The sequence below is a fragment of the Thioalkalivibrio sp. ALJ4 genome (genome assembly GCF_000377225.1).
Taxonomy (GTDB): domain Bacteria; phylum Pseudomonadota; class Gammaproteobacteria; order Ectothiorhodospirales; family Ectothiorhodospiraceae; genus Thioalkalivibrio.
On sequence record NZ_KB897920.1, the window covers coordinates 114,101 to 130,888 of the forward strand.

Sequence of the window (16,788 nt, forward strand, 5' to 3'; positions counted from 1 at the left end):
GCCCCTCCGTGTCAGGCTCGCCCAGCTGGATTTACGTGTCTGCGACATGGTCTACCCCTCGTTTCGGGTAACGGCCGGCTCGGCCAATGCTTGAGTCGGCTCCGGATTCACGTAGCCCGACAATTGGTCACGTACCCGCAGCACCTTGTCCGCATAGGCGGGGTCGGTCGCGTAGCCGGCGGCCTGCAGCTCACGGATGTACTGGACATCGTCGCCAGCCTGAAGGGCGCGGTGATAGCGCGGATTGTTGCGGATAAAGTCGACGTAGTCAGCGAAGGAATCCGCCGGATCGGCGTACGCGCGGAAACGTGCCTGCTCGCGCTGGGCCACGCCATCACGGTACTCAAGGGTGCCCACGGCGACCTGATCCCCTTCCCAGCGGGAGTCGGCCTTGATCCCGAACAGGTTGAAGCTTGGCTGGCCGTTCTCGCGCGAGGGCACGTGCCGTCCCCAGCCGGTCTCCAGGGCACTTTGCGCCAGCAGGATGCCGGGCTCCACGCCCAGGTCGGCAGCCGCTTCCCGTGCCAGGGGTTCCAGTGTCGCAACAAACTCGGACGGGTCGCGTGGCGGCCAGTCGATCGCCAGCGGGCTCGGCGCACCGCCCAGCCGTTGGAGCTCACCGGCTCCAGCCCCCGTGTCGCTTTGTGCAGGACGCACGGGCGCGACGGGCTCGAGTTCGCGTTGTTCGTCGGACAGGCGCCGGAAATTCAGGTCACCCCGGCGTTGCGGGAGATCCAGGGACGCCAGCCGCTCGGGATCCCGCAGACCCTGCCCGTCCTGCGGCTGGCTCTGCTGCGACAGCTGCTGCATCAGTACCTCGCGCAGTCCAATCCCGTCCCCCTGACTCATGGACTTGGCGAATTCCTGGTCCTGCATCTCGAGGTACATCTTGCTCTGCTCGTTGTCGAACAGTCCGTCGCCCAGCGAGGCCTCGCGCATCTGCTTGAGCATCTGGCCGATCAGCATCGCCTCGAACTCGCGTGCGACCGCCTCCAGCGCCTCGTCCCCGCCTCCCTGGGCGGCGCGCCCGAGGTCACGCAGGCCGCTCGGGTCGCTGGCCAGCGCCGAGCGTGCCTGCATGGAGAAATCGTGGCCGGAGGAGATCATCAGATGACCACCAGCTCCGCGCGCAGGGCGCCCGCCTCGCGCAGGGCCTCGAGGATGGCCACCAGATCACCCGGAGCCGCGCCCACGTTGTTCACCGCGCGCACGATCTCGTCCAGCGAGGTGCCGGGGTCAAACAGGAACATGGTGCTGTCGTCCTGCTGGATGGCAATGTCCGTCTGCGGCTGCACCGCGGTCTCGCCCTCGGCAAAGGGCAGCGGCTGCACCACCTGCGGGGCCTCGCTGATGGTGACGGTCAGGCTGCCATGAGAGACCGCCGCCGGGGTCACCTGCACGCTGGAGCCGATCACCACGGTCCCGGTGCGCGAGTTCACGATCACCCGTGCCGGGGGCGCACCTCGCTCGATGGGCAGGTTCTCCAGCTCGGCGACAAAACCCACGCGCTGGTCCGGGTTCTGGGGCGCGCGCACACGCACCGAGGATCCGTCCAGTGCATGTGCCACGCCAGGCCCAAACGTGTCGTTGACGGTCTCCACCAGCCGGTTGGCCGTTGTGAAGTCCGGACGGTTCAGGTTCAGGGTCACGTGATCGCCCTGGGCAAAGGCCGTCGGCACCTCGCGCTCGACCGTCGCGCCATTCGGGATACGGCCGACACTTGGGACGTTCACGGTGATCCGTGACCCGTCCTGCCCCTCGGCACCGAAACCGCCCACAACCAGGTTGCCCTGGGCGATGCTATAGGTCTGCCCGTCCGCGCCCTTCAGCGGCGTCATCAGCAGGGTCCCGCCCCTCAGGCTGGTCGCGTTCCCCATCGAGGAGACGGTCACGTCGATGCGCTGACCGGGCTTGGCGAACGGGGGCAGGTCGGCTGTAACCATGACGGCCGCGACATTGCGCAACTGTGGGTTGCCGGCCTCGGGGGTCAGCCCCAGCTGGCCGAGCATGTTGTTCAGGCTCTGGATGGTGAACGGGGTCTGCGTGGTCTGGTCGCCCGTACCGTCCAGCCCCACGACCAGGCCATAGCCCACCAGCTGGTTCTCGCGCACGCCGAAGACACTGGCCACGTCCTTGACCCGTTCGGTGTAGGTGCGCTCCTGCATCGCCGCCTGCTGCTGGATCGCTGTCTGGGCCTGCGCGCCGGCGATTCCGCCCAGCAGTAGCCCCATGGCGACCATCAGACCGGGCAGCACGCGCCCTGCGATGCGGCGCATGCTGCGCCGATGCGACTTGTACCCTGTTCGTTGCATCTCGGATCTCCCGCTCAGAACGGCCACCAGGGGCTATTGAAGAAGCGGGTGATCCACCCGGGCGTGTTGCTGTCGGCCAGCACACCCGTGCCGCCGTAGTAGACCCGCGCATTGGCCACCTGCGTCGACAAGACGGTGTTGTTGGTCGTCACGTCCACCGGGCGCACGATGCCGCGAAAGCGCACGTATTCCTCGCCCTGGTTGATGCCCAGCCACTTCTCGCCCTGCACCACGAGATTGCCGTTCGGCAGTACCTCGGCGACGGTCACGGTGATCTCGCCATCCAGCTGGTTACTCTGCGACGAGTCGCCGGAGCCATCGAAGTCACGGCTGCTGGTATTGCTGGCACCGAACAACGGACGGCCACGGTGGGTCGCCTCGCCGCCGAACGCCTGCAGATTGCCGAGATCCAGGTTCGAATCCTTTTGCGTAGAGGTCGAGGCGGACTTCTGCGCCTGGGTGCTCTCGGCCAGGATCACGGTCAGGATGTCGCCCACCTGGCGTGCCTTGTAGTCCTCGAACAGGCCCTGAGACTGCGCGACCTGGTAGATGCCGCCATTGTTCTGGGCCTGCGGCACCGGTTGCGGCGGCATCACGGGGTTGTAGTCCGGGTTGTCCCCGGGCATCGTCGGCTGGGTCGCGGCGCAGGCGGACAGCACCACCACAGCCGCCAGGCCCAGGATCGGTCGCATCAGGGTCTCAAGCCGGTTCATCGCGCTACCCGATCGTCTGGTTGACGAACTGCAGCGACTGGTCGGCCGCGGAGATCGCCTTGGAGTTGACCTCGTAGGCGCGCTGGGTCTCGATCATGTTCACCAGCTCCTCGGCGATGTTCACGTTCGAGGTCTCCAGCGAGCCCTGTACCAGGGTGCCGGTACCGTTCAGCCCGGGCTGGGCCTGCTGGGCGACGCCGGAGGCCGCAGTCTCCTGGAACAGGTTCTCGCCCATCGCCTGCAGACCCGCCGGATTCACGAAGTCCGCCAGCTGGATGTTCCCCAGCTCCACCGGTTCGGCCTGCCCCGGGATCTGCGCGGTCACGGTCCCATCCTTGCCGATCGCCAGCGACTGGGTATCCGGCGGCACGAACAGGCCCGGCTGCAGCGGATAGCCGTTCGACATCACCACCTCGCCATCGGCATTGAGCTGGAAGCTGCCGTCCCGTGTGTAACCAATGTCCCCATTGGGCATCAGGACCTGGAAGAAACCCCGCCCTTCGATCGCGACATCCAGCGAGTTGTCGGTCTGCTGCAGGTTACCCTGGGTAAACATCTTCTCGGTGGACACGGCGCGCACACCGGTACCGATCTGCAGCCCCGAGGGCAGTTGCTGATCCTGGGTGGCCTGGGCGCCCGGCTGGCGTACGGTCTGGTAGATCAGATCCTCGAACACCGCACGGTCCTTCTTGAAGCCGGTGGTATTCACGTTGGCCAGGTTGTTCGAGACCGTCGACATGCGCGTGTGCTGCGCGTCGAGGCCGGTCTTGGCAATCCACAGTGCCTGGTTCATGGTGCTCTCCTGTCAGTCCTGCAATGGGGGCCGCGTCAGCCGAGGCCCAGCAGCCGGTTGCTGCTTTGTTCCAGCGTGTTGGCGCTGTCCATCATCTTTACCTGCATCTCGAAGTGGCGAGACAGCTCGATCATCCGGGTCAGCGCCTCGACGGTATTCACGTTGCTGCCCTCGAGCATGCCCGAGACCACCCGCACCTCGGCATCCGGCGGCGCCTCGCCGCCGTCGGCCATGCGGAACAGGCCGTCATCGCCGCGCTCCAGTTCATTCACGTCCGGGTTCACCAGGCGGATACGCTCGATCGCGGCCAGGGCCTCCGGCCCAACTCCCTGCGGGCGCACGCTGATCGTGCCGTCCGTGCCGATCTCGATCTTCTCCGACGGCGGGATCGCGATCGGGCCGCCATCCCCCAGGACCTGGTGCCCCTGTGCGGTGCGCAAGAGCCCGAACGCATCCACATGCAGGGAACCCGCCCGGGTGTAACCCTCCTCACCGTCCGGGCCCTGCACCGCGATAAAACCCTGGTCTTCAATCGCGATGTCCAGATCGCGACCGGTGCTTTGCATCTGGCCCTTGGAGAAGTCCGTGCCGTCGGTGCCCAGCTGTGCGTAGTCGCGCGAATCGAATACCGGACCCCGCACGGGGACGGTGTTCGCGTTGGCCAGTGCCTGGCGAAAGCCGTCGGTATTGGCATTCGCCAGGTTGTGGTTGTTGACCGCCTGCGCGTGCATGGTCTCCTTCGCGCCGGACATCGCGATGTAGAGGAATCGATCCATGCCTGTGCCCTCGTGTCCCTGTCCCTGACCTAGCGGATGTTGATGATGGTCTGGGTGACCTGGTCGGCCGTGGAGATCGTCTGCGCGTTCGCCTGGAAGTTGCGCTGCGCGGTGATCAGATTCACCAGCTCCTGGGCGATATCGACGTTCGAGGCCTCCAGGGCACCGGCCTGGATCTCGCCCAGGTTGCCGGTGCCCGGAGAGGCAAACACTGGATCACCGGCCGCAAAGGTCTCGGCCCAGTTGTTGTTGCCCAGCTGCTCCAGGCCCTGTGGGTTGGTGAAGTTGGCCAGAGCGACCTGCCCCAGAACGGAAGATTGGCCGTTGGTGAAGCGCGCGAACACCACCCCGCTGGAATCGATGTCGACCCCCGTCAGCCGGCCCGAAGCGAACCCGTCCTGGCCAAGATCGTTCACCGCAAAGTCGCCACCAAACTGAGTGGTCCCGGCAAAGTCGATCGTCCCGTCCAGACCTTCAGCCCCGTTGGTAAAATCTTCCGTGGAGAACGGGAATTCCGTGTTGCCATCCAGCTGGCCACTGGCGTCAAAAGAGAGTTCGAAGCCTTCTTCCTCGTTGATCGGCTCGCCGTCAACGCTCATGAAGGCCGTCCACTCTCGTTCGTCGCTCTTCACGAAGTAGATGCGCGCATCGCGGGACGTCCCCAGCGAGTCATACACCGTCAGGGACGTCGAGTAGTTATAGCTGTCCGGATCATCGAACTCGAACTCGCCCGGATCCAGGATTGGAGCATCCGACTGGAGATTGACCAGAGCCTCAATGTCACTGGTAGCCTGCGGCGCGGAGGCCCCTGTCTGCAGACGCAAATCCCCAAGCTGTCCGGTATTGAAATCAGTATCCGTGCTGCCCGGGTTGATTGGCGGATAGCCCTGCAGCTGCTGCCCCTGGTTGTTCACCAGGTTGCCGTCGCGGTTTACCTGAAACTCGCCAGCGCGCGTATAGACACGATTGCCACCATCGTTCATCACGAAAAAGCCCTCGCCATCAATCGCGAGGTCGAGACCGTTCTCGGTGAACTCCGTGCGTCCCTGCGAGAACTGCTGTGTCACCGCCATGAGACGCGAACCACCCCCAGTCGCGGTCTGGCTGACGCCACCAAAACTCTGCGCAAAGACATCACCGAACTCGGCGCGCGAGCGCTTGAAACCGGTCGTGCCGGCATTCGAGACGTTGTTGCCGGTGGTCTGCAGATCGGCCTGCGCCGAGTTCAGTCCGCTCAATCCGATATTGAAGGGCATACTGGTCTACCTCCGTTAGAGTCCGTCAGCTGCTGATGCGCCGGACATCCGAGAAATTGATCTCGCCCAGGCCACGGACCATCAGGCCCAGGCTGGAATCGTCGCCTACCGAAACGCTCTCGACGCGGGCGTCGAGGAAGACATCTACTGATTCACTACTGGAACCGCTCTGGGCCGACGCCCGGAATTCATATACGCCCGGGGCCGCAGGCGTCCCGTCATCGCGCAGACCGTCCCAGGTGAATTCCTGCAGCCCCTCACTGGCCGAACCCAGATTCATGCTTCGGATGCGTTCACCCGTGGGGCTGTACACCTCGACCTGCAACTGCCCGGTCGACTGATCCAGATCCACGGCGCCGCGCACCGTGCCATCCGCACCCAACTCGCTGAAGTCGGTTGGGACAAGGACGTCCTTACCCACCAGGGAGGCCGCTTGCAGGGTCTGGCTCTGGCCCATGGACTGAGCGAGTTTCTCGAAGGACTTCGAAAGCTCTTCGATCCCCGTGACGGTCGAGAACTGAGCCATCTGACCGATAAACTCCCCGTTTTCCATCGGTTCAAACGGGTCCTGATTCTGCAGCTGGGTAGTCATCAGCTTCAGGAAATCGTCCTGACCCAGGCGATCCGTCTCCTTGTCGTCCTGCTTGGGACGTGACAGGCCCAAGCGGTCCAGCATTTCGGGTGATATCTGAGTCATGGGAGGCTCCGGTTTAGCCCTGGCCGATCTGCAGCGTTCGCTGCAACAGCTGGCGCGAGGTCTCCATCACCTCGACGTTCGCTTCGTAGTTGCGCGAGGCCGACATCATGTTGGCCATCTCCTCCACCACGCTGATCGCGGGACGGAAGATGTAGCCGTCTTCGTTGGCCTGCGGATGGTTTGGTTCGTAGTGCGCCTGTGGCGGCGCGCGCGACTCATCAATTCCCGCCACCCGCACGCCATTGGAGGCGCCGTTCGGATCGGCCTGGTTCATCACGGTCTGAAACAGCACCTGCTTCGCCCGGTAGGCCTCGTCGGGGTTGGTCGCCACGGTGTTGGCGTTGGCCAGATTCGACGCGACCGTATTCAGCCGCACCGACTGCGCGGTCAGCGCGGAGGCCGAGGTGTTGAACAGATTAAACAGATCACTCACGACATCACTCTCCTGTTCCCAGCGTTGGCGCTCGCATTAGCGCTCGCCCCGCAGAGCATCACGGATGCCGGAAACCCGGCGGTTCAGGAACTCGAGGCTGCTCTGGTACTGCAGGGAATTCTCGGCAAAGGCCGCCCGCTCCAGCTGCGGGTCCACCGTGTTGCCATCCAGAGACGGCTGCGACGGCACGCGATAAAGCGTCTCCATCGACCCGTTGGCACCACCCGCCCCGCCGGCGCCGATATGGCCCTGATGTGTGCTCGCCATCGGCATGTTGCCGCCCTCGCCGGCCGCCGCCTGCAGCACCGAGCGAAAGTCGATATCGCGCGCTTTGTAATTCGGCGTATCGGCATTCGCGATATTCGAGGCCAGCAGCTCCATCCGCTTCGCACGGACGTTCACCGCCTCCGGGAGAATGCCCATCGCCTTGTCGAGAGAGAGACTCATCCGTCGTACCCCGTCCGCCACTGGCGAACTTCAGGTTCCTCGGGACGAAACCGCTTCGCCCCGTACGACAGGGACAAAGCAATTGGTGTGCCACTATGGGCCGAAAGAGGTTGGGAGAGCAGCGCCGAGGGTGGCGCCCGGATCGCGGGAGCGACCGTATGGAAAGGCGGAAAGGGCCGATCAGCCCTTCAGGCGAAGGACGGAGCCGTACTCGGTGCGAACGGTTTCGAAGGCCTGGGTGTAAGGACCCGCTGTCTCGGAAGCGCCAAGAAACAGATAGCCACCGGGATTCATCTGGCGGGCAATTCCGTCAAGAACCTGTCGCTTGGTCTCGGCGGAGAAATAGATCAGCACGTTGCGACAGAACACGATGTCGAACTTGCCCAGCGCCGCATAGCTGTCGATCAGGTTGAGCTTCTGGAAACGGCAGCGGCGCTGGATCTCCGGGCGTACGCGATGGCCCTCCGCCACGGTCTCGAAGAAGCGGGCGCGCCTCGCCTCGCTCAGGCCACGGACGATGCTCAGCCCGTCGTACACCGCGCGCCGGGCATCGTCCAGAATCTTCTCCGAGAGATCCGTACCCAGGATCGATACCGGCACCACACGCTTGGGCCGCGATTCCTCCCACTCGGACGCCACCATCGAGATGCTGTAGGCCTCCTGTCCGCTGGAGCAGCCGGACGACCAGACCTTGATCCCTGCGCCTTTCTCCGCCCGTTCCGGGAGCAGTACATGGCGCAGGATCTCGAACGGGAAGCCATCGCGAAACCAGGAGGTTTCGTTCGTGGTCATCGCGTCGATCACACGCGTGCGCAGGCGCGGGTTGGGTGCCTGGCGCATTGCGTGCAGCAGCTCCGGCACACTCTTGTAGCCGAACTCGTCCAGCAGCCGCGACAGTCGGCTCGACACGAGATACTGACGACTGTCGCCCAGCACCAGGCCACAGCACTCGGAAAGAAAACGCGAGAACTCCTCGTAGTCACGCGAGTCGATCACGAAGTCATCCTTGAAAGTCGACGGTACGGGCGGACGGGCACGTTGATGACGAATCCTTGACAGCGTGTCGGAAAACCCGACTGGGGAACACGCGATCCCCCATGCCGGACGGATGCAGTATACGTGCAACCGCGCGGACGCCGACAGCATCCCAACGGGTGATCGATGCGGCGCGCCATGGCCGCTGATGTTCATGCGGCCGGCAATCCGTTACCGCTTCCATGCCGCCAGGGTCGACTCGGTCGACTAACGCAAACGGCGCAGGCACCGGCATCAGTCCTTGCGGGTCTGGTCAAGCACAGCCTCGGCCAGCTCGTCGGGGTTGAACTTGGACAGGAAGGCGTCGGCCCCGGCACGCTTGACCATATCCGTATTGAACTCCCCACTCAGTGACGAGTGCAGCAGAACCCGGAGGCCTTTCAGGCGATCGTTCGCACGAATTCGAGCGGTGAGGGTATAGCCGTCCATGCGCGGCATCTCGATATCCGAAATCACCAGCTCCACCACCTCGTCCACGGTGCCGGCCTCGGCCTGCTCCTCCAGGAAATCCAGCGCCTCGCGACCATCCTTGAAGACCACGTACTCCCAGCCCAGGCCCTTGATCGCACCCTCGATCTGCTTGCGCGCGACCACGGAGTCATCAACGATCACAATCTTGCGCTGTCCATGCTTGGCGCGTTCTTCCTCGGCCTCCGCGCGCACCGCGTCGGATACCGTGGATGGCAACGGGTTGACGATCGACAGTACCCGTTCGACGTCAATGATCTCGACCAGCTTGTTGTCGATCTCGGTGACCGCCACCAGAAACGACTCGCGCCCGGTCCCACGAGGCGGGGACTTCACGTCTTCCCAGTTAACGTTGACGATCCGGTCGACCGCGGACACCCAGAACCCCTGTACCGACCGGTTGAACTCGGTCACCACCACCTTGTGGTCGCCCGTTTCGCCCACGGCGGTACGCAGCCCCATCGCGCGCGCCAGATCGATGATGGGGACGGTTCCGCCACGCAGGGTAGCCACACCACGCACCACACTCAGCGATCCGGGAATCTGCCGCAGCGGCGGCGACGGGATCACCTCGCGCACCTTGAATACGTTGATACCGAAAGTCTGCGAGCTCCCCAAATGAAACAGGAGCAGCTCCATACGGTTCTGCCCCACCAGCTGGGTGCGCTGATTCACATCGTCAATGAATTGACTCATTGTCCTGCTCTCCCCCTCGCCCAGCGGCCAGCCACCTCGACTCGCCGGCCCCAGTGTGCACCCCGCAGACCGACGCTGTCATGCCACAACCCGCCGTCGCATGCCGATTGCACGCGTTCTAGACCCGATAACGGCCGGCCGCTGTGACTCTTGAGGGTACGCTCCTGATTGCCTGGCATGTTTTCTGCTTGCACGTCTCTGCAAACCTCTCGAGTCCTGACAAGCCGACGCGCATCCAGACCAATGAACCAGTCAGCACGCAAACCTTCCATTCGCTCCTGGTGGCTTTCGGCCGCCATGGGCGTCGTTCTGGCCCTGGTCTCCATTGCGGCACAGGCCGAGATCGAGGCAGTGGAAAACATCCGCCTGGCGGCGGAGCGCTTCATCCAGGAGGAGTTGAACCTCACACCAGGCGACGAAGCGGTAGAGATTCAGATCGGCCGGCTGGACAACCGCCTGCGCCTGGCCCGATGCAGCGAGGCACTGGAGACCCGGTTCCCGCCCGGCGGGCGACGCGATGGCAATACGGCGGTACAGGTTCAGTGCGAGACCCCCGTCAGCTGGTCGATCTATGTGCCAGTCACGGTCGAGCGCTACGCCGAGGTGCTGGTCGCCAGCCGCAGCCTGCGACGCCAGCACACGATCCTCCCCGGCGATCTGCGCACCAAGCGAATTCAGACCTCTCGCCATGCGGGGAGCTATTTCGAGAACAAGGGCGAACTGGTGGGGCTGCAGACCCGGCGCAACATCCGGCCCGGTCAGATCCTGGGCCAGCAGCACGTCACCCAGCGCGAGGTGGTCAGCCGCGGCCAGCGCGTCACCATCCTGGCCGAGAACGGCTCGGTGGTGATCCGCATGCAGGGCGAGGCGCTGGAGAATGGCATCCTGGGCGATCGCATCCGCGTGAAGAACACCTCGTCCGGACGCGTCGTGGAAGGCGAGGTGCTCGAGTCCGGACATGTACGCGTTGCCCTGTAGAATGGCGGTGTGTCTCGTCACCATCCACAAACTGTGAAGCGAATCGAAAATTCACAGCTCAAGGGGCTACAGTTTCAGCCGGTGCTGCCGCTAACCCCTGCAGTAGAATTGCAAAAACAGGAAACCGAATAATGGATATCAAAGGCCCGAACTCCCCCGGCCTGCGCCCGGATGGCAACAGCTCGAGCGTGAAGGGCCGCGATGAGACCTCTCGCCCCGACGCAGGCGCCCAGGGCAATGCATCCTCACCCGTACGTCAGGATGACTCTGTCACCCTGACCGGCGCGGCGCAGGCAATGAACGCCGCCTCCGGGGCCGCCAGCAACGCCCCGTTCGACGAGGCGCGAGTCGCCGAGCTGCGCGAGGCCATCTCCAACGGTCAGTACCCGGTAGACAACGAACAGCTAGCCGATCGCATGATCGAGCTGGAAAGCCTGTTGCGCTAACAGAGACCCGACGATGTCGCCCGAACAACGCCACGCCTTCCTCCGCTCGCTGGAGGCCTCGATTCGGCTGAGCCACCAGATGGAGGACATCCTGCTGCAGGAGACCCGGGCGGTGGAATCACGGGCCGCCGAGACCCTGCGCGAAGTCGTGGCCCAGAAGCAGACGCTACTGCAGGAACTCGAAACCGAAAGCCGGCGACAGCGCGAGACGATCGAGGCCGCCGGCGAAACGTATACGCCCGAGGGACTTGCACGGCTGTTCGGTCGGCTCGAGGGAGGCGCCGAGCTGGACGACCACTGGCAGGCGCTACGCCGCTCGGTGGAGCGCTGCAATACCCTCAACCAGGGGAATGCCCGACTGATCGATCGCGACCGTCGTCGCGTGGAGATGTCCATCCAGATCCTGCGCGGCGAGGAACCCGGCCCGGCTCCCACCTACGACCCCTACGGCCGCACCCAGTCCGGCAGCCGTACCGGTCGGCGCATCACCCGCGCATGACCCGCGCGCGCTCTGCGCGACACCTCTCCGCCCTTCTCCGCCTCACACCCGGGGCTGGCATTCCGGACCGCTCGGCAGTACCGTGCGGCTTGGCCCAATAATTACAACAACGCCACGCATGGAAGAGACCGACTACACCGTCGACAAGCCGGAGCGGATTGCCGGCATCCTCAAGGATCTGGATCACAAGCTCACCCTCGTCAACGTCCGCCTCGACGACGATGGCCCGCTGTACAACTCCGCGCTGGTTCGCCTTGATTCCGGTGCACGCGAGCTCTTCCTCGACGAACTCACGCCCATCGAAGCGAATCGCCACGCCCAGGAAGGCACTGGCATGCGGGTATTCGCCAGCCTGCGCGGGGTGGCCGTACGCTTCTCCACCGCCGTCTCGCGCATCGAACGCGAGGACGCCGGGGCCCTTTACGTCTGCCCCTATCCCGAGACCCTGGAATATCTCCAGCGACGCGAGACCTTTCGCGTCCATATCCCGATCAGCGAGCGCCCGCGCGTCGAATTGCAGTACCGCGAATGGGAAGAGCCCGGTATCGGGGACCTGGCCGATCTTTCGGCCCAGGGGATGTGCGTGGAGGTACCACAAGACTGGGTCGAAACAATCGAGATCGGGACCCCGATGCGTTTCGAGAACCTGCTACTGCCCGAAGTTGGCGAACGCCTGGGCGGCGACCTGCGTCTGGCCAATCGCCGTCGCAGCCCGCGCGACGGATACGTGTATGCCGGCTTCCAGGTCACCGGCATGAACCAGTGGCTGGAGCGGCAGTTCAACATCGCCCTGCTGCACTATCAGCGCGAGGCGCGCCGGCGTTCGATGGAGTAACAGACGAGGCCAGTCTCTTCCCTCACTCCAGACACAAAAAAGGCCGCTCGATGCGGCCTCTTTTTTCACCTGAAGAATATCCTTCAAGTCGTTGAACTTGGTCGGGACGGCAGGATTTGAACCTGCGACCCTCTGCACCCCATGCAGATGCGCTACCAGACTGCGCTACGCCCCGAAGCCGCGAATCATATCCGATTCCCTGCCCCCACGAAAGGACCCGGACCAGAAGACCTCTCAGGCGCGCAATACACGCAACACCGATTCCAGCTCCGAGATCGTATCCTGGATGATCTGGCGTGCCTGCTGGCGATCACCCTTGGCCTCGTCGCCAGACAGCTTCTGTCGCGCGCCATTGATCGTATAGCCCTCTTCGTACAGCAGGGCCCGAATCTGGCGGATCAGGATCACGTCCTGGCGCTGGTAGTAGCGCCGATTGCCCCGCCGCTTGACCGGCTCGAGCATCGGGAACTCCTGTTCCCAGTAGCGCAGCACGTGAGGTTTCACCTGACACAGCTCGGCGACCTCGCCAATGGTGAAGTAGCGCTTGCCCGGGATCGCGGGCAGTTCCTGGTGGTTACTCGCTTCCAGCATAGCTTTCGACCCTCTCGCGCAGCTTCTGCCCCGGGCGGAAGGTGACGACGCGCCGCGCCGAGACCGGGATTTCCTCGCCGGTCTTCGGATTGCGCCCGGGCCGCTGGTTCTTGTCGCGAAGGATGAAGTTGCCGAAGCCGGAGAGCTTCACGCCCTCACCCTCTTCCAGCGACTGGCGCATCTCCTCGAAGAACATCTCGACGAATTCCTTGGCCTCACGCTTGTTCAGGCCCAGTTCTTCGTTCAGCGTGGCGGCAAGATCCGCCTTCGTCACTGCTGCCATGGAATCACTGCCTCAGGGTTGCCTGGAAGCGAGCGTGCAGATGCTCGACGACCTTGTCGGTGACGCTTGCCACGTCCTGTTCGCCTAGGGTGCGATCAAAAGCCCGCAAAATCAAGCCCAAAGCGAGGCTCTTCTCGTCCGGATTCAAGCCCTTGCCCTGGTAGACATCAAACAGCCGGACATCCTGCACCAGCTCCAGCCCCAGTTCTTCGATCGCGTTCAGCACATCACCGGCCGGAACGGTCGCCTGCACCACCAGGGCAAGATCACGCCGGATCGACGGATATGGCGACAGCGGCGCGAACTGGGCGACCGGTGCGCGCAGGATCGCCCGGGCATCGAGATCGAACAGATACACCGGCTCGACATCGAACTGCTTGCAAAGCGCCGGGTGCAGGCGCCCGACCCAGCCAATGGGGCGATCACCCGCCAGAATCCGCGCGGACTGTCCGTCGTGGAGCGCAGGATGTTTCTCCGAGTGAAAGCCCAGCGGCGCATCCACGGAGGCGCAAAGCGCCTCGACCACGCCCTTGGCATCAAAGAAATCAACGCGGCGCGACGCGGCCTCCCAGTGTTCCGACTGCGCCCGCCCACCCAGCAGGCCCGCAAGACGCGGCTCCTGGCGCAAGCCGGAAGCATCCGGTACAAAACGCAGGCCATGCTCGAACAGGCGAAGGTCTGGCTGCTGGCGCGCCTGGTTGTAGGCCGCCGTGGCGACCAGACCGGGCCACAGGCCGGGGCGCATTACCGCCAAGTCACTGGAGATCGGGTTGGCCAGGCCCAGCGGCTCCACCGTCGGATAGAAAGACCGCGAGGCCTCGGCATCGATGAAGCTGAAACTGATGACCTCGTGAAACCCCTGACTCGCCAACTGATCGCGCAGACCACGCAAGGCCGGTGGCCGCTCGGCCGGCGCCACCGGGGACGGCAGGCGCTGCGGCAGACGGTCGTAGCCATGCACCCGCGCCAGCTCTTCGATCAGGTCCTCCTCGCGCTCCATGTCGAAGCGGGCACGCGGGGCCCGGACTTGCCAGCCGTCATCCGAGGAAGCGACCTGGCAACCCAGGGCGCCCAGGATGCGCTCGACCTCTTCATCCGCGAACGTCGTCCCCAGCAGCCGTTCGATGCGGGGCCGGCGCAGTCGAATCGCTTGGGCGAAATGAGACGACGGCAGCTCGCCGACACGCTCCACCGGCCCGCACTGCCCGCCACAGATCTCCAGCAACAGACGCGTAGCACGCTCCATGGCCCGCTCGACCAGGGTCGGATCCACACCACGTTCAAAGCGATGCGAGGCATCGGTGTGCAGGCCATGGGCCCGCGCGCGCCCGGCCAGTGCCAGCGGGGCAAAGTGGGCACACTCGAGCACCACCCGCGTCGTGTCGTCATCCACGGCGCTGTCGGCGCCGCCCATGATCCCCGCCAGCGCCACCGCAGTGGTGGCCGAGGCGATTACCAGGTCCTGCTCGGCGAGCTCGACTTTCTGGTCCCCGCCCAGCAGGGTCAGCGCCTCGCCGGAGCGCGCCCAGCGCACCTCGATGGTGTCACCCAGACGGCCCGCGTCGAACGCATGCAGGGGCTGCCCGAGTTCCAGCATCACGTAGTTCGTGACATCCACGATTGCGCTGAGCGGACGCACCCCGGCCCGCCGCAGGCGCTCGGTCATCCACAAAGGCGTGGACGCACGCGCATCCAGACCGTCGAGCACGCGCGCCGCGTACAGCGGGCAGGCCTCGGTATCCTCGACCTGGATCGCAACACGTGCGTCCAGTTCCGCCCCGGCCGGCTCGGCCACGTTCTCGTTCAGCGGCCGATCGAGCAGCGCCGAGCATTCACGGGCAATCCCCCGCATCCCGAGACAGTCGGCGCGGTTCGGGGTCAGGTCCACCTCCAGGATGTGATCATCCAGGCCCAGTGCCGCGCGCAGATCCGCGCCGATCTTGAGGTCCGCGGGCAGTGCGAGCAGGCCCTCGGCGTCCTCCGCAAGGCCCAGTTCGCGTGCCGAACACAGCATGCCCGCGGAGGCGACGCCTCGCAGCTTGGACTTCTTGATCTTGAAGTTGTCGGGCAGCACCGCGCCAACCACGGCGACCGGCGCCACCATGCCCTCGTGCACATTGGGCGCGCCGCAGACGATGGTCAGCGGTTCGGCCTCCCCAACATCGACCTGGCAGACACGCAGGCGATCGGCATCCGGATGCGGCTCCACCTTCGCCACCCGGCCCACGCGCACACCACTGAACGCGGGTGCCGCCGCCTCGATCGCGTCCAGCTCCAGCCCCGCCATGGTCAGGCGGTGGCCCAGCTCCTCGGGGGTCTCGTCGATCTGCAGCCAGTCCCGCAGCCACTGAATACTGATGCGCATTAGCCGGTCCGTCCGAATTGGCGAATGAATCGGATGTCGTTGTCGAAGAACAGGCGCAGGTCATTCACGCCGTGGCGCAGCATCGCCATCCGCTCGACCCCGAGGCCGAAGGCAAAGCCGGTGTACTGTTCCGGGTCGATGCCCACATGGCCCAGCACGTTCGGATGCACCATGCCGCAGCCCATCACCTCCAGCCAGCCGGTATGACTGCAAACCCGGCAGCCATCGCCACCGCAGTGCACGCACTGGATATCGACCTCGGCCGAGGGCTCGGTGAACGGGAAATACGACGGACGAAAGCGCGTGGCCAGGTCGTCGCGGTCGAAGAAGCTCTGCAGGAACGCACTCAAGACGCCACGCAGATCCGCGAAGGTAATGTCCTCGTCCACGCAGAGCCCCTCGACCTGGTGGAACATCGGGCTGTGCGTCAGATCGGAGTCGCAGCGATAGACCCGCCCCGGCGCAATGACGCGCAGCGGCGGCTTCTGCTGTTCCATGGTCCGGATCTGAACCGGCGAGGTATGGGTGCGCAGGACGCGGTGGGCGTCGAAGTAGAACGTGTCGTGCATCGCCCGCGCGGGGTGATGTTCGGGGATGTTCAGCGCCTCGAAGTTGTGGAAGTCGTCCTCGACCTCGGGCCCTTCGGCCACGCGGAACCCCAGCCCGGCGAAGAATGCCTCGATGCGCTCCAGGGTGTGGGTGATCGGATGCAGCGAACCCTCGGGCAGGCGGCGCCCCGGCAGGGTCACATCCACCTGCTCGCTGGCCAGCTGCTCGGCCAGGGCGCTGTCCGCCAGGGCCTGCTTGCGGGCCTCGATCAGGCCGGCGACCTCAGTCTTGGCCTCGTTGACCTTCTGGCCGGCGGCCGGACGCTCCTCCGCCGGCAGCTTGCCGAGCTCCTTCAGCTGAGCGGTAATCGAGCCCTTCTTGCCCAGGTACTGCACCCGGACATCATCCAGCGCCTTCAGGTCAGTGGCCGCCTCGATGCGGTCGCGGGCCTCGGCGACGAGCTGTTGCAGTTGCTCCACGTGCATTCCCCGAAAGTGACGGGGCGGCGGTTGCCCGCCGTCCCGGTGTTCCCTGTTCCCGAAACAAAAAAGGGAGGGCGTCGACCCTCCCCTTTCCGGGACCCGCCAGGCAGCGCCCGGCGGGTAATCCTGCAGGA

At 64.8% G+C, this 16,788-nt stretch carries 19 protein-coding genes and 1 tRNA gene; 4 read left to right on the forward strand and 16 right to left on the reverse strand.

Annotated elements, in window-relative coordinates:
- Positions 1–51: 51 nt before the first annotated feature.
- The 11 genes from flgJ to C936_RS0112040 all read right to left on the reverse strand — a co-directional run bounded on the left by flgJ (position 52) and on the right by C936_RS0112040 (position 9,626).
- Positions 52–1,107, reverse strand: coding sequence for a flagellar assembly peptidoglycan hydrolase FlgJ (gene flgJ, locus C936_RS0111990; RefSeq protein WP_018174474.1), 1,056 nt, complete (start codon positions 1,105–1,107; stop codon positions 52–54).
- Entirely contained in the window at positions 1,107–2,240 is a 1,134-nt protein-coding gene (locus C936_RS0111995) for a flagellar basal body P-ring protein FlgI (RefSeq protein ID WP_369699445.1), read from the reverse strand. The genes flgJ and C936_RS0111995 overlap by 1 nt, the downstream gene beginning before the upstream one ends.
- Positions 2,241–2,326: 86 nt before the next feature.
- Positions 2,327–3,025 (reverse strand): flagellar basal body L-ring protein FlgH, encoded by a 699-nt coding sequence (gene flgH, locus C936_RS0112000; RefSeq protein WP_018139141.1) that lies wholly within the window; start codon positions 3,023–3,025, stop codon positions 2,327–2,329.
- 4 nt (positions 3,026–3,029) lie between these two features.
- Positions 3,030–3,818 carry a flagellar basal-body rod protein FlgG gene (flgG, locus tag C936_RS0112005; RefSeq protein WP_018139142.1) on the reverse strand — a complete coding sequence of 263 codons (789 nt, stop codon included), beginning with the start codon at positions 3,816–3,818 and terminating at the stop codon, positions 3,030–3,032.
- 35 nt (positions 3,819–3,853) lie between these two features.
- A complete protein-coding gene (gene flgF / locus C936_RS0112010) occupies positions 3,854–4,594 on the reverse strand; it encodes a flagellar basal-body rod protein FlgF (protein ID WP_018174472.1) in 741 nt (246 codons plus the stop codon).
- A 29-nt stretch (positions 4,595–4,623) separates the two neighbouring features.
- Positions 4,624–5,850 (reverse strand): flagellar hook protein FlgE, encoded by a 1,227-nt coding sequence (gene flgE, locus C936_RS0112015; protein WP_018139144.1) that lies wholly within the window; start codon positions 5,848–5,850, stop codon positions 4,624–4,626.
- 25 nt (positions 5,851–5,875) lie between these two features.
- Positions 5,876–6,547, reverse strand: a complete 672-nt coding sequence (locus C936_RS0112020) for a flagellar hook assembly protein FlgD (RefSeq protein ID WP_026278842.1) — start codon at positions 6,545–6,547, stop codon at positions 5,876–5,878.
- A 13-nt stretch (positions 6,548–6,560) separates the two neighbouring features.
- Positions 6,561–6,980, reverse strand: coding sequence for a flagellar basal body rod protein FlgC (gene flgC / locus C936_RS0112025; RefSeq protein WP_018139146.1), 420 nt, complete (start codon positions 6,978–6,980; stop codon positions 6,561–6,563).
- 36 nt (positions 6,981–7,016) lie between these two features.
- Positions 7,017–7,427 carry a flagellar basal body rod protein FlgB gene (gene flgB, locus C936_RS0112030; RefSeq protein WP_012982336.1) on the reverse strand — a complete coding sequence of 137 codons (411 nt, stop codon included), beginning with the start codon at positions 7,425–7,427 and terminating at the stop codon, positions 7,017–7,019.
- 180 nt (positions 7,428–7,607) lie between these two features.
- Positions 7,608–8,423, reverse strand: coding sequence for a protein-glutamate O-methyltransferase CheR (locus C936_RS0112035; protein WP_018139147.1), 816 nt, complete (start codon positions 8,421–8,423; stop codon positions 7,608–7,610).
- Positions 8,424–8,696: 273 nt separating this feature from the next.
- Positions 8,697–9,626: a chemotaxis protein gene (locus C936_RS0112040; protein ID WP_018139148.1), complete on the reverse strand. Its 930-nt coding sequence runs from the start codon at positions 9,624–9,626 to the stop codon at positions 8,697–8,699.
- Positions 9,627–9,869: 243 nt separating this feature from the next.
- Here C936_RS0112040 and flgA point away from each other — a divergent pair, with 243 nt between their 5' ends.
- The 4 genes from flgA (at position 9,870) to C936_RS0112060 (ending at position 12,384) form a co-directional block, all read left to right on the forward strand.
- Positions 9,870–10,604 (forward strand): flagellar basal body P-ring formation chaperone FlgA, encoded by a 735-nt coding sequence (gene flgA / locus C936_RS0112045; protein WP_018139149.1) that lies wholly within the window; start codon positions 9,870–9,872, stop codon positions 10,602–10,604.
- A gap of 131 nt (positions 10,605–10,735) precedes the next feature.
- Entirely contained in the window at positions 10,736–11,050 is a 315-nt protein-coding gene (flgM, locus tag C936_RS0112050; protein WP_018139150.1) for a flagellar biosynthesis anti-sigma factor FlgM, read from the forward strand.
- Positions 11,051–11,063: 13 nt separating this feature from the next.
- Complete coding sequence (locus tag C936_RS0112055; protein WP_018139151.1) at positions 11,064–11,549, forward strand: flagella synthesis protein FlgN; 486 nt, start codon at positions 11,064–11,066, stop codon at positions 11,547–11,549.
- 118 nt (positions 11,550–11,667) lie between these two features.
- A complete protein-coding gene (locus C936_RS0112060) occupies positions 11,668–12,384 on the forward strand; it encodes a flagellar brake protein (RefSeq protein ID WP_018139152.1) in 717 nt (238 codons plus the stop codon).
- Between the two features lie 98 nt (positions 12,385–12,482).
- On the opposite strand, the gene C936_RS0112065 is transcribed toward C936_RS0112060, so the two are convergent.
- From C936_RS0112065 to pheS, 5 genes are all read right to left on the reverse strand, one after another.
- Positions 12,483–12,559 (reverse strand) — tRNA-Pro (locus C936_RS0112065).
- Between the two features lie 59 nt (positions 12,560–12,618).
- Positions 12,619–12,975, reverse strand: coding sequence for a MerR family transcriptional regulator (locus C936_RS0112070; RefSeq protein ID WP_012982329.1), 357 nt, complete (start codon positions 12,973–12,975; stop codon positions 12,619–12,621).
- Entirely contained in the window at positions 12,959–13,258 is a 300-nt protein-coding gene (locus C936_RS0112075; RefSeq protein WP_018139153.1) for an integration host factor subunit alpha, read from the reverse strand. The genes C936_RS0112070 and C936_RS0112075 overlap by 17 nt, the downstream gene beginning before the upstream one ends.
- Before the next feature lie 4 nt (positions 13,259–13,262).
- Complete coding sequence (gene pheT / locus C936_RS0112080; RefSeq protein WP_018174469.1) at positions 13,263–15,623, reverse strand: phenylalanine--tRNA ligase subunit beta; 2,361 nt, start codon at positions 15,621–15,623, stop codon at positions 13,263–13,265.
- Positions 15,623–16,651: a phenylalanine--tRNA ligase subunit alpha gene (gene pheS / locus C936_RS0112085; RefSeq protein ID WP_038038722.1), complete on the reverse strand. Its 1,029-nt coding sequence runs from the start codon at positions 16,649–16,651 to the stop codon at positions 15,623–15,625. Before pheS ends, pheT begins: the two co-directional genes overlap by 1 nt.
- Positions 16,652–16,788: the final 137 nt, after the last annotated feature.

Coding starts and splice junctions, on each gene's coding strand:
- flgJ (WP_018174474.1), bottom strand. CDS start 1,107: ATGATCTCCTCCGGCCACGATTTCTCCATGCAGGCACGCTCGGCGCTG.
- C936_RS0111995 (WP_369699445.1), bottom strand. CDS start 2,240: ATGGTCGCCATGGGGCTACTGCTGGGCGGAATCGCCGGCGCGCAGGCC.
- flgH (WP_018139141.1), bottom strand. CDS start 3,025: ATGAACCGGCTTGAGACCCTGATGCGACCGATCCTGGGCCTGGCGGCT.
- flgG (WP_018139142.1), bottom strand. CDS start 3,818: ATGAACCAGGCACTGTGGATTGCCAAGACCGGCCTCGACGCGCAGCAC.
- flgF (WP_018174472.1), bottom strand. CDS start 4,594: ATGGATCGATTCCTCTACATCGCGATGTCCGGCGCGAAGGAGACCATG.
- flgE (WP_018139144.1), bottom strand. CDS start 5,850: ATGCCCTTCAATATCGGATTGAGCGGACTGAACTCGGCGCAGGCCGAT.
- C936_RS0112020 (WP_026278842.1), bottom strand. CDS start 6,547: ATGACTCAGATATCACCCGAAATGCTGGACCGCTTGGGCCTGTCACGT.
- flgB (WP_012982336.1), bottom strand. CDS start 7,427: ATGAGTCTCTCTCTCGACAAGGCGATGGGCATTCTCCCGGAGGCGGTG.
- C936_RS0112040 (WP_018139148.1), bottom strand. CDS start 9,626: ATGAGTCAATTCATTGACGATGTGAATCAGCGCACCCAGCTGGTGGGG.
- flgA (WP_018139149.1), top strand. CDS start 9,870: ATGAACCAGTCAGCACGCAAACCTTCCATTCGCTCCTGGTGGCTTTCG.
- flgM (WP_018139150.1), top strand. CDS start 10,736: ATGGATATCAAAGGCCCGAACTCCCCCGGCCTGCGCCCGGATGGCAAC.
- C936_RS0112055 (WP_018139151.1), top strand. CDS start 11,064: ATGTCGCCCGAACAACGCCACGCCTTCCTCCGCTCGCTGGAGGCCTCG.
- C936_RS0112060 (WP_018139152.1), top strand. CDS start 11,668: ATGGAAGAGACCGACTACACCGTCGACAAGCCGGAGCGGATTGCCGGC.
- C936_RS0112070 (WP_012982329.1), bottom strand. CDS start 12,975: ATGCTGGAAGCGAGTAACCACCAGGAACTGCCCGCGATCCCGGGCAAG.
- C936_RS0112075 (WP_018139153.1), bottom strand. CDS start 13,258: ATGGCAGCAGTGACGAAGGCGGATCTTGCCGCCACGCTGAACGAAGAA.
- pheT (WP_018174469.1), bottom strand. CDS start 15,623: ATGCGCATCAGTATTCAGTGGCTGCGGGACTGGCTGCAGATCGACGAG.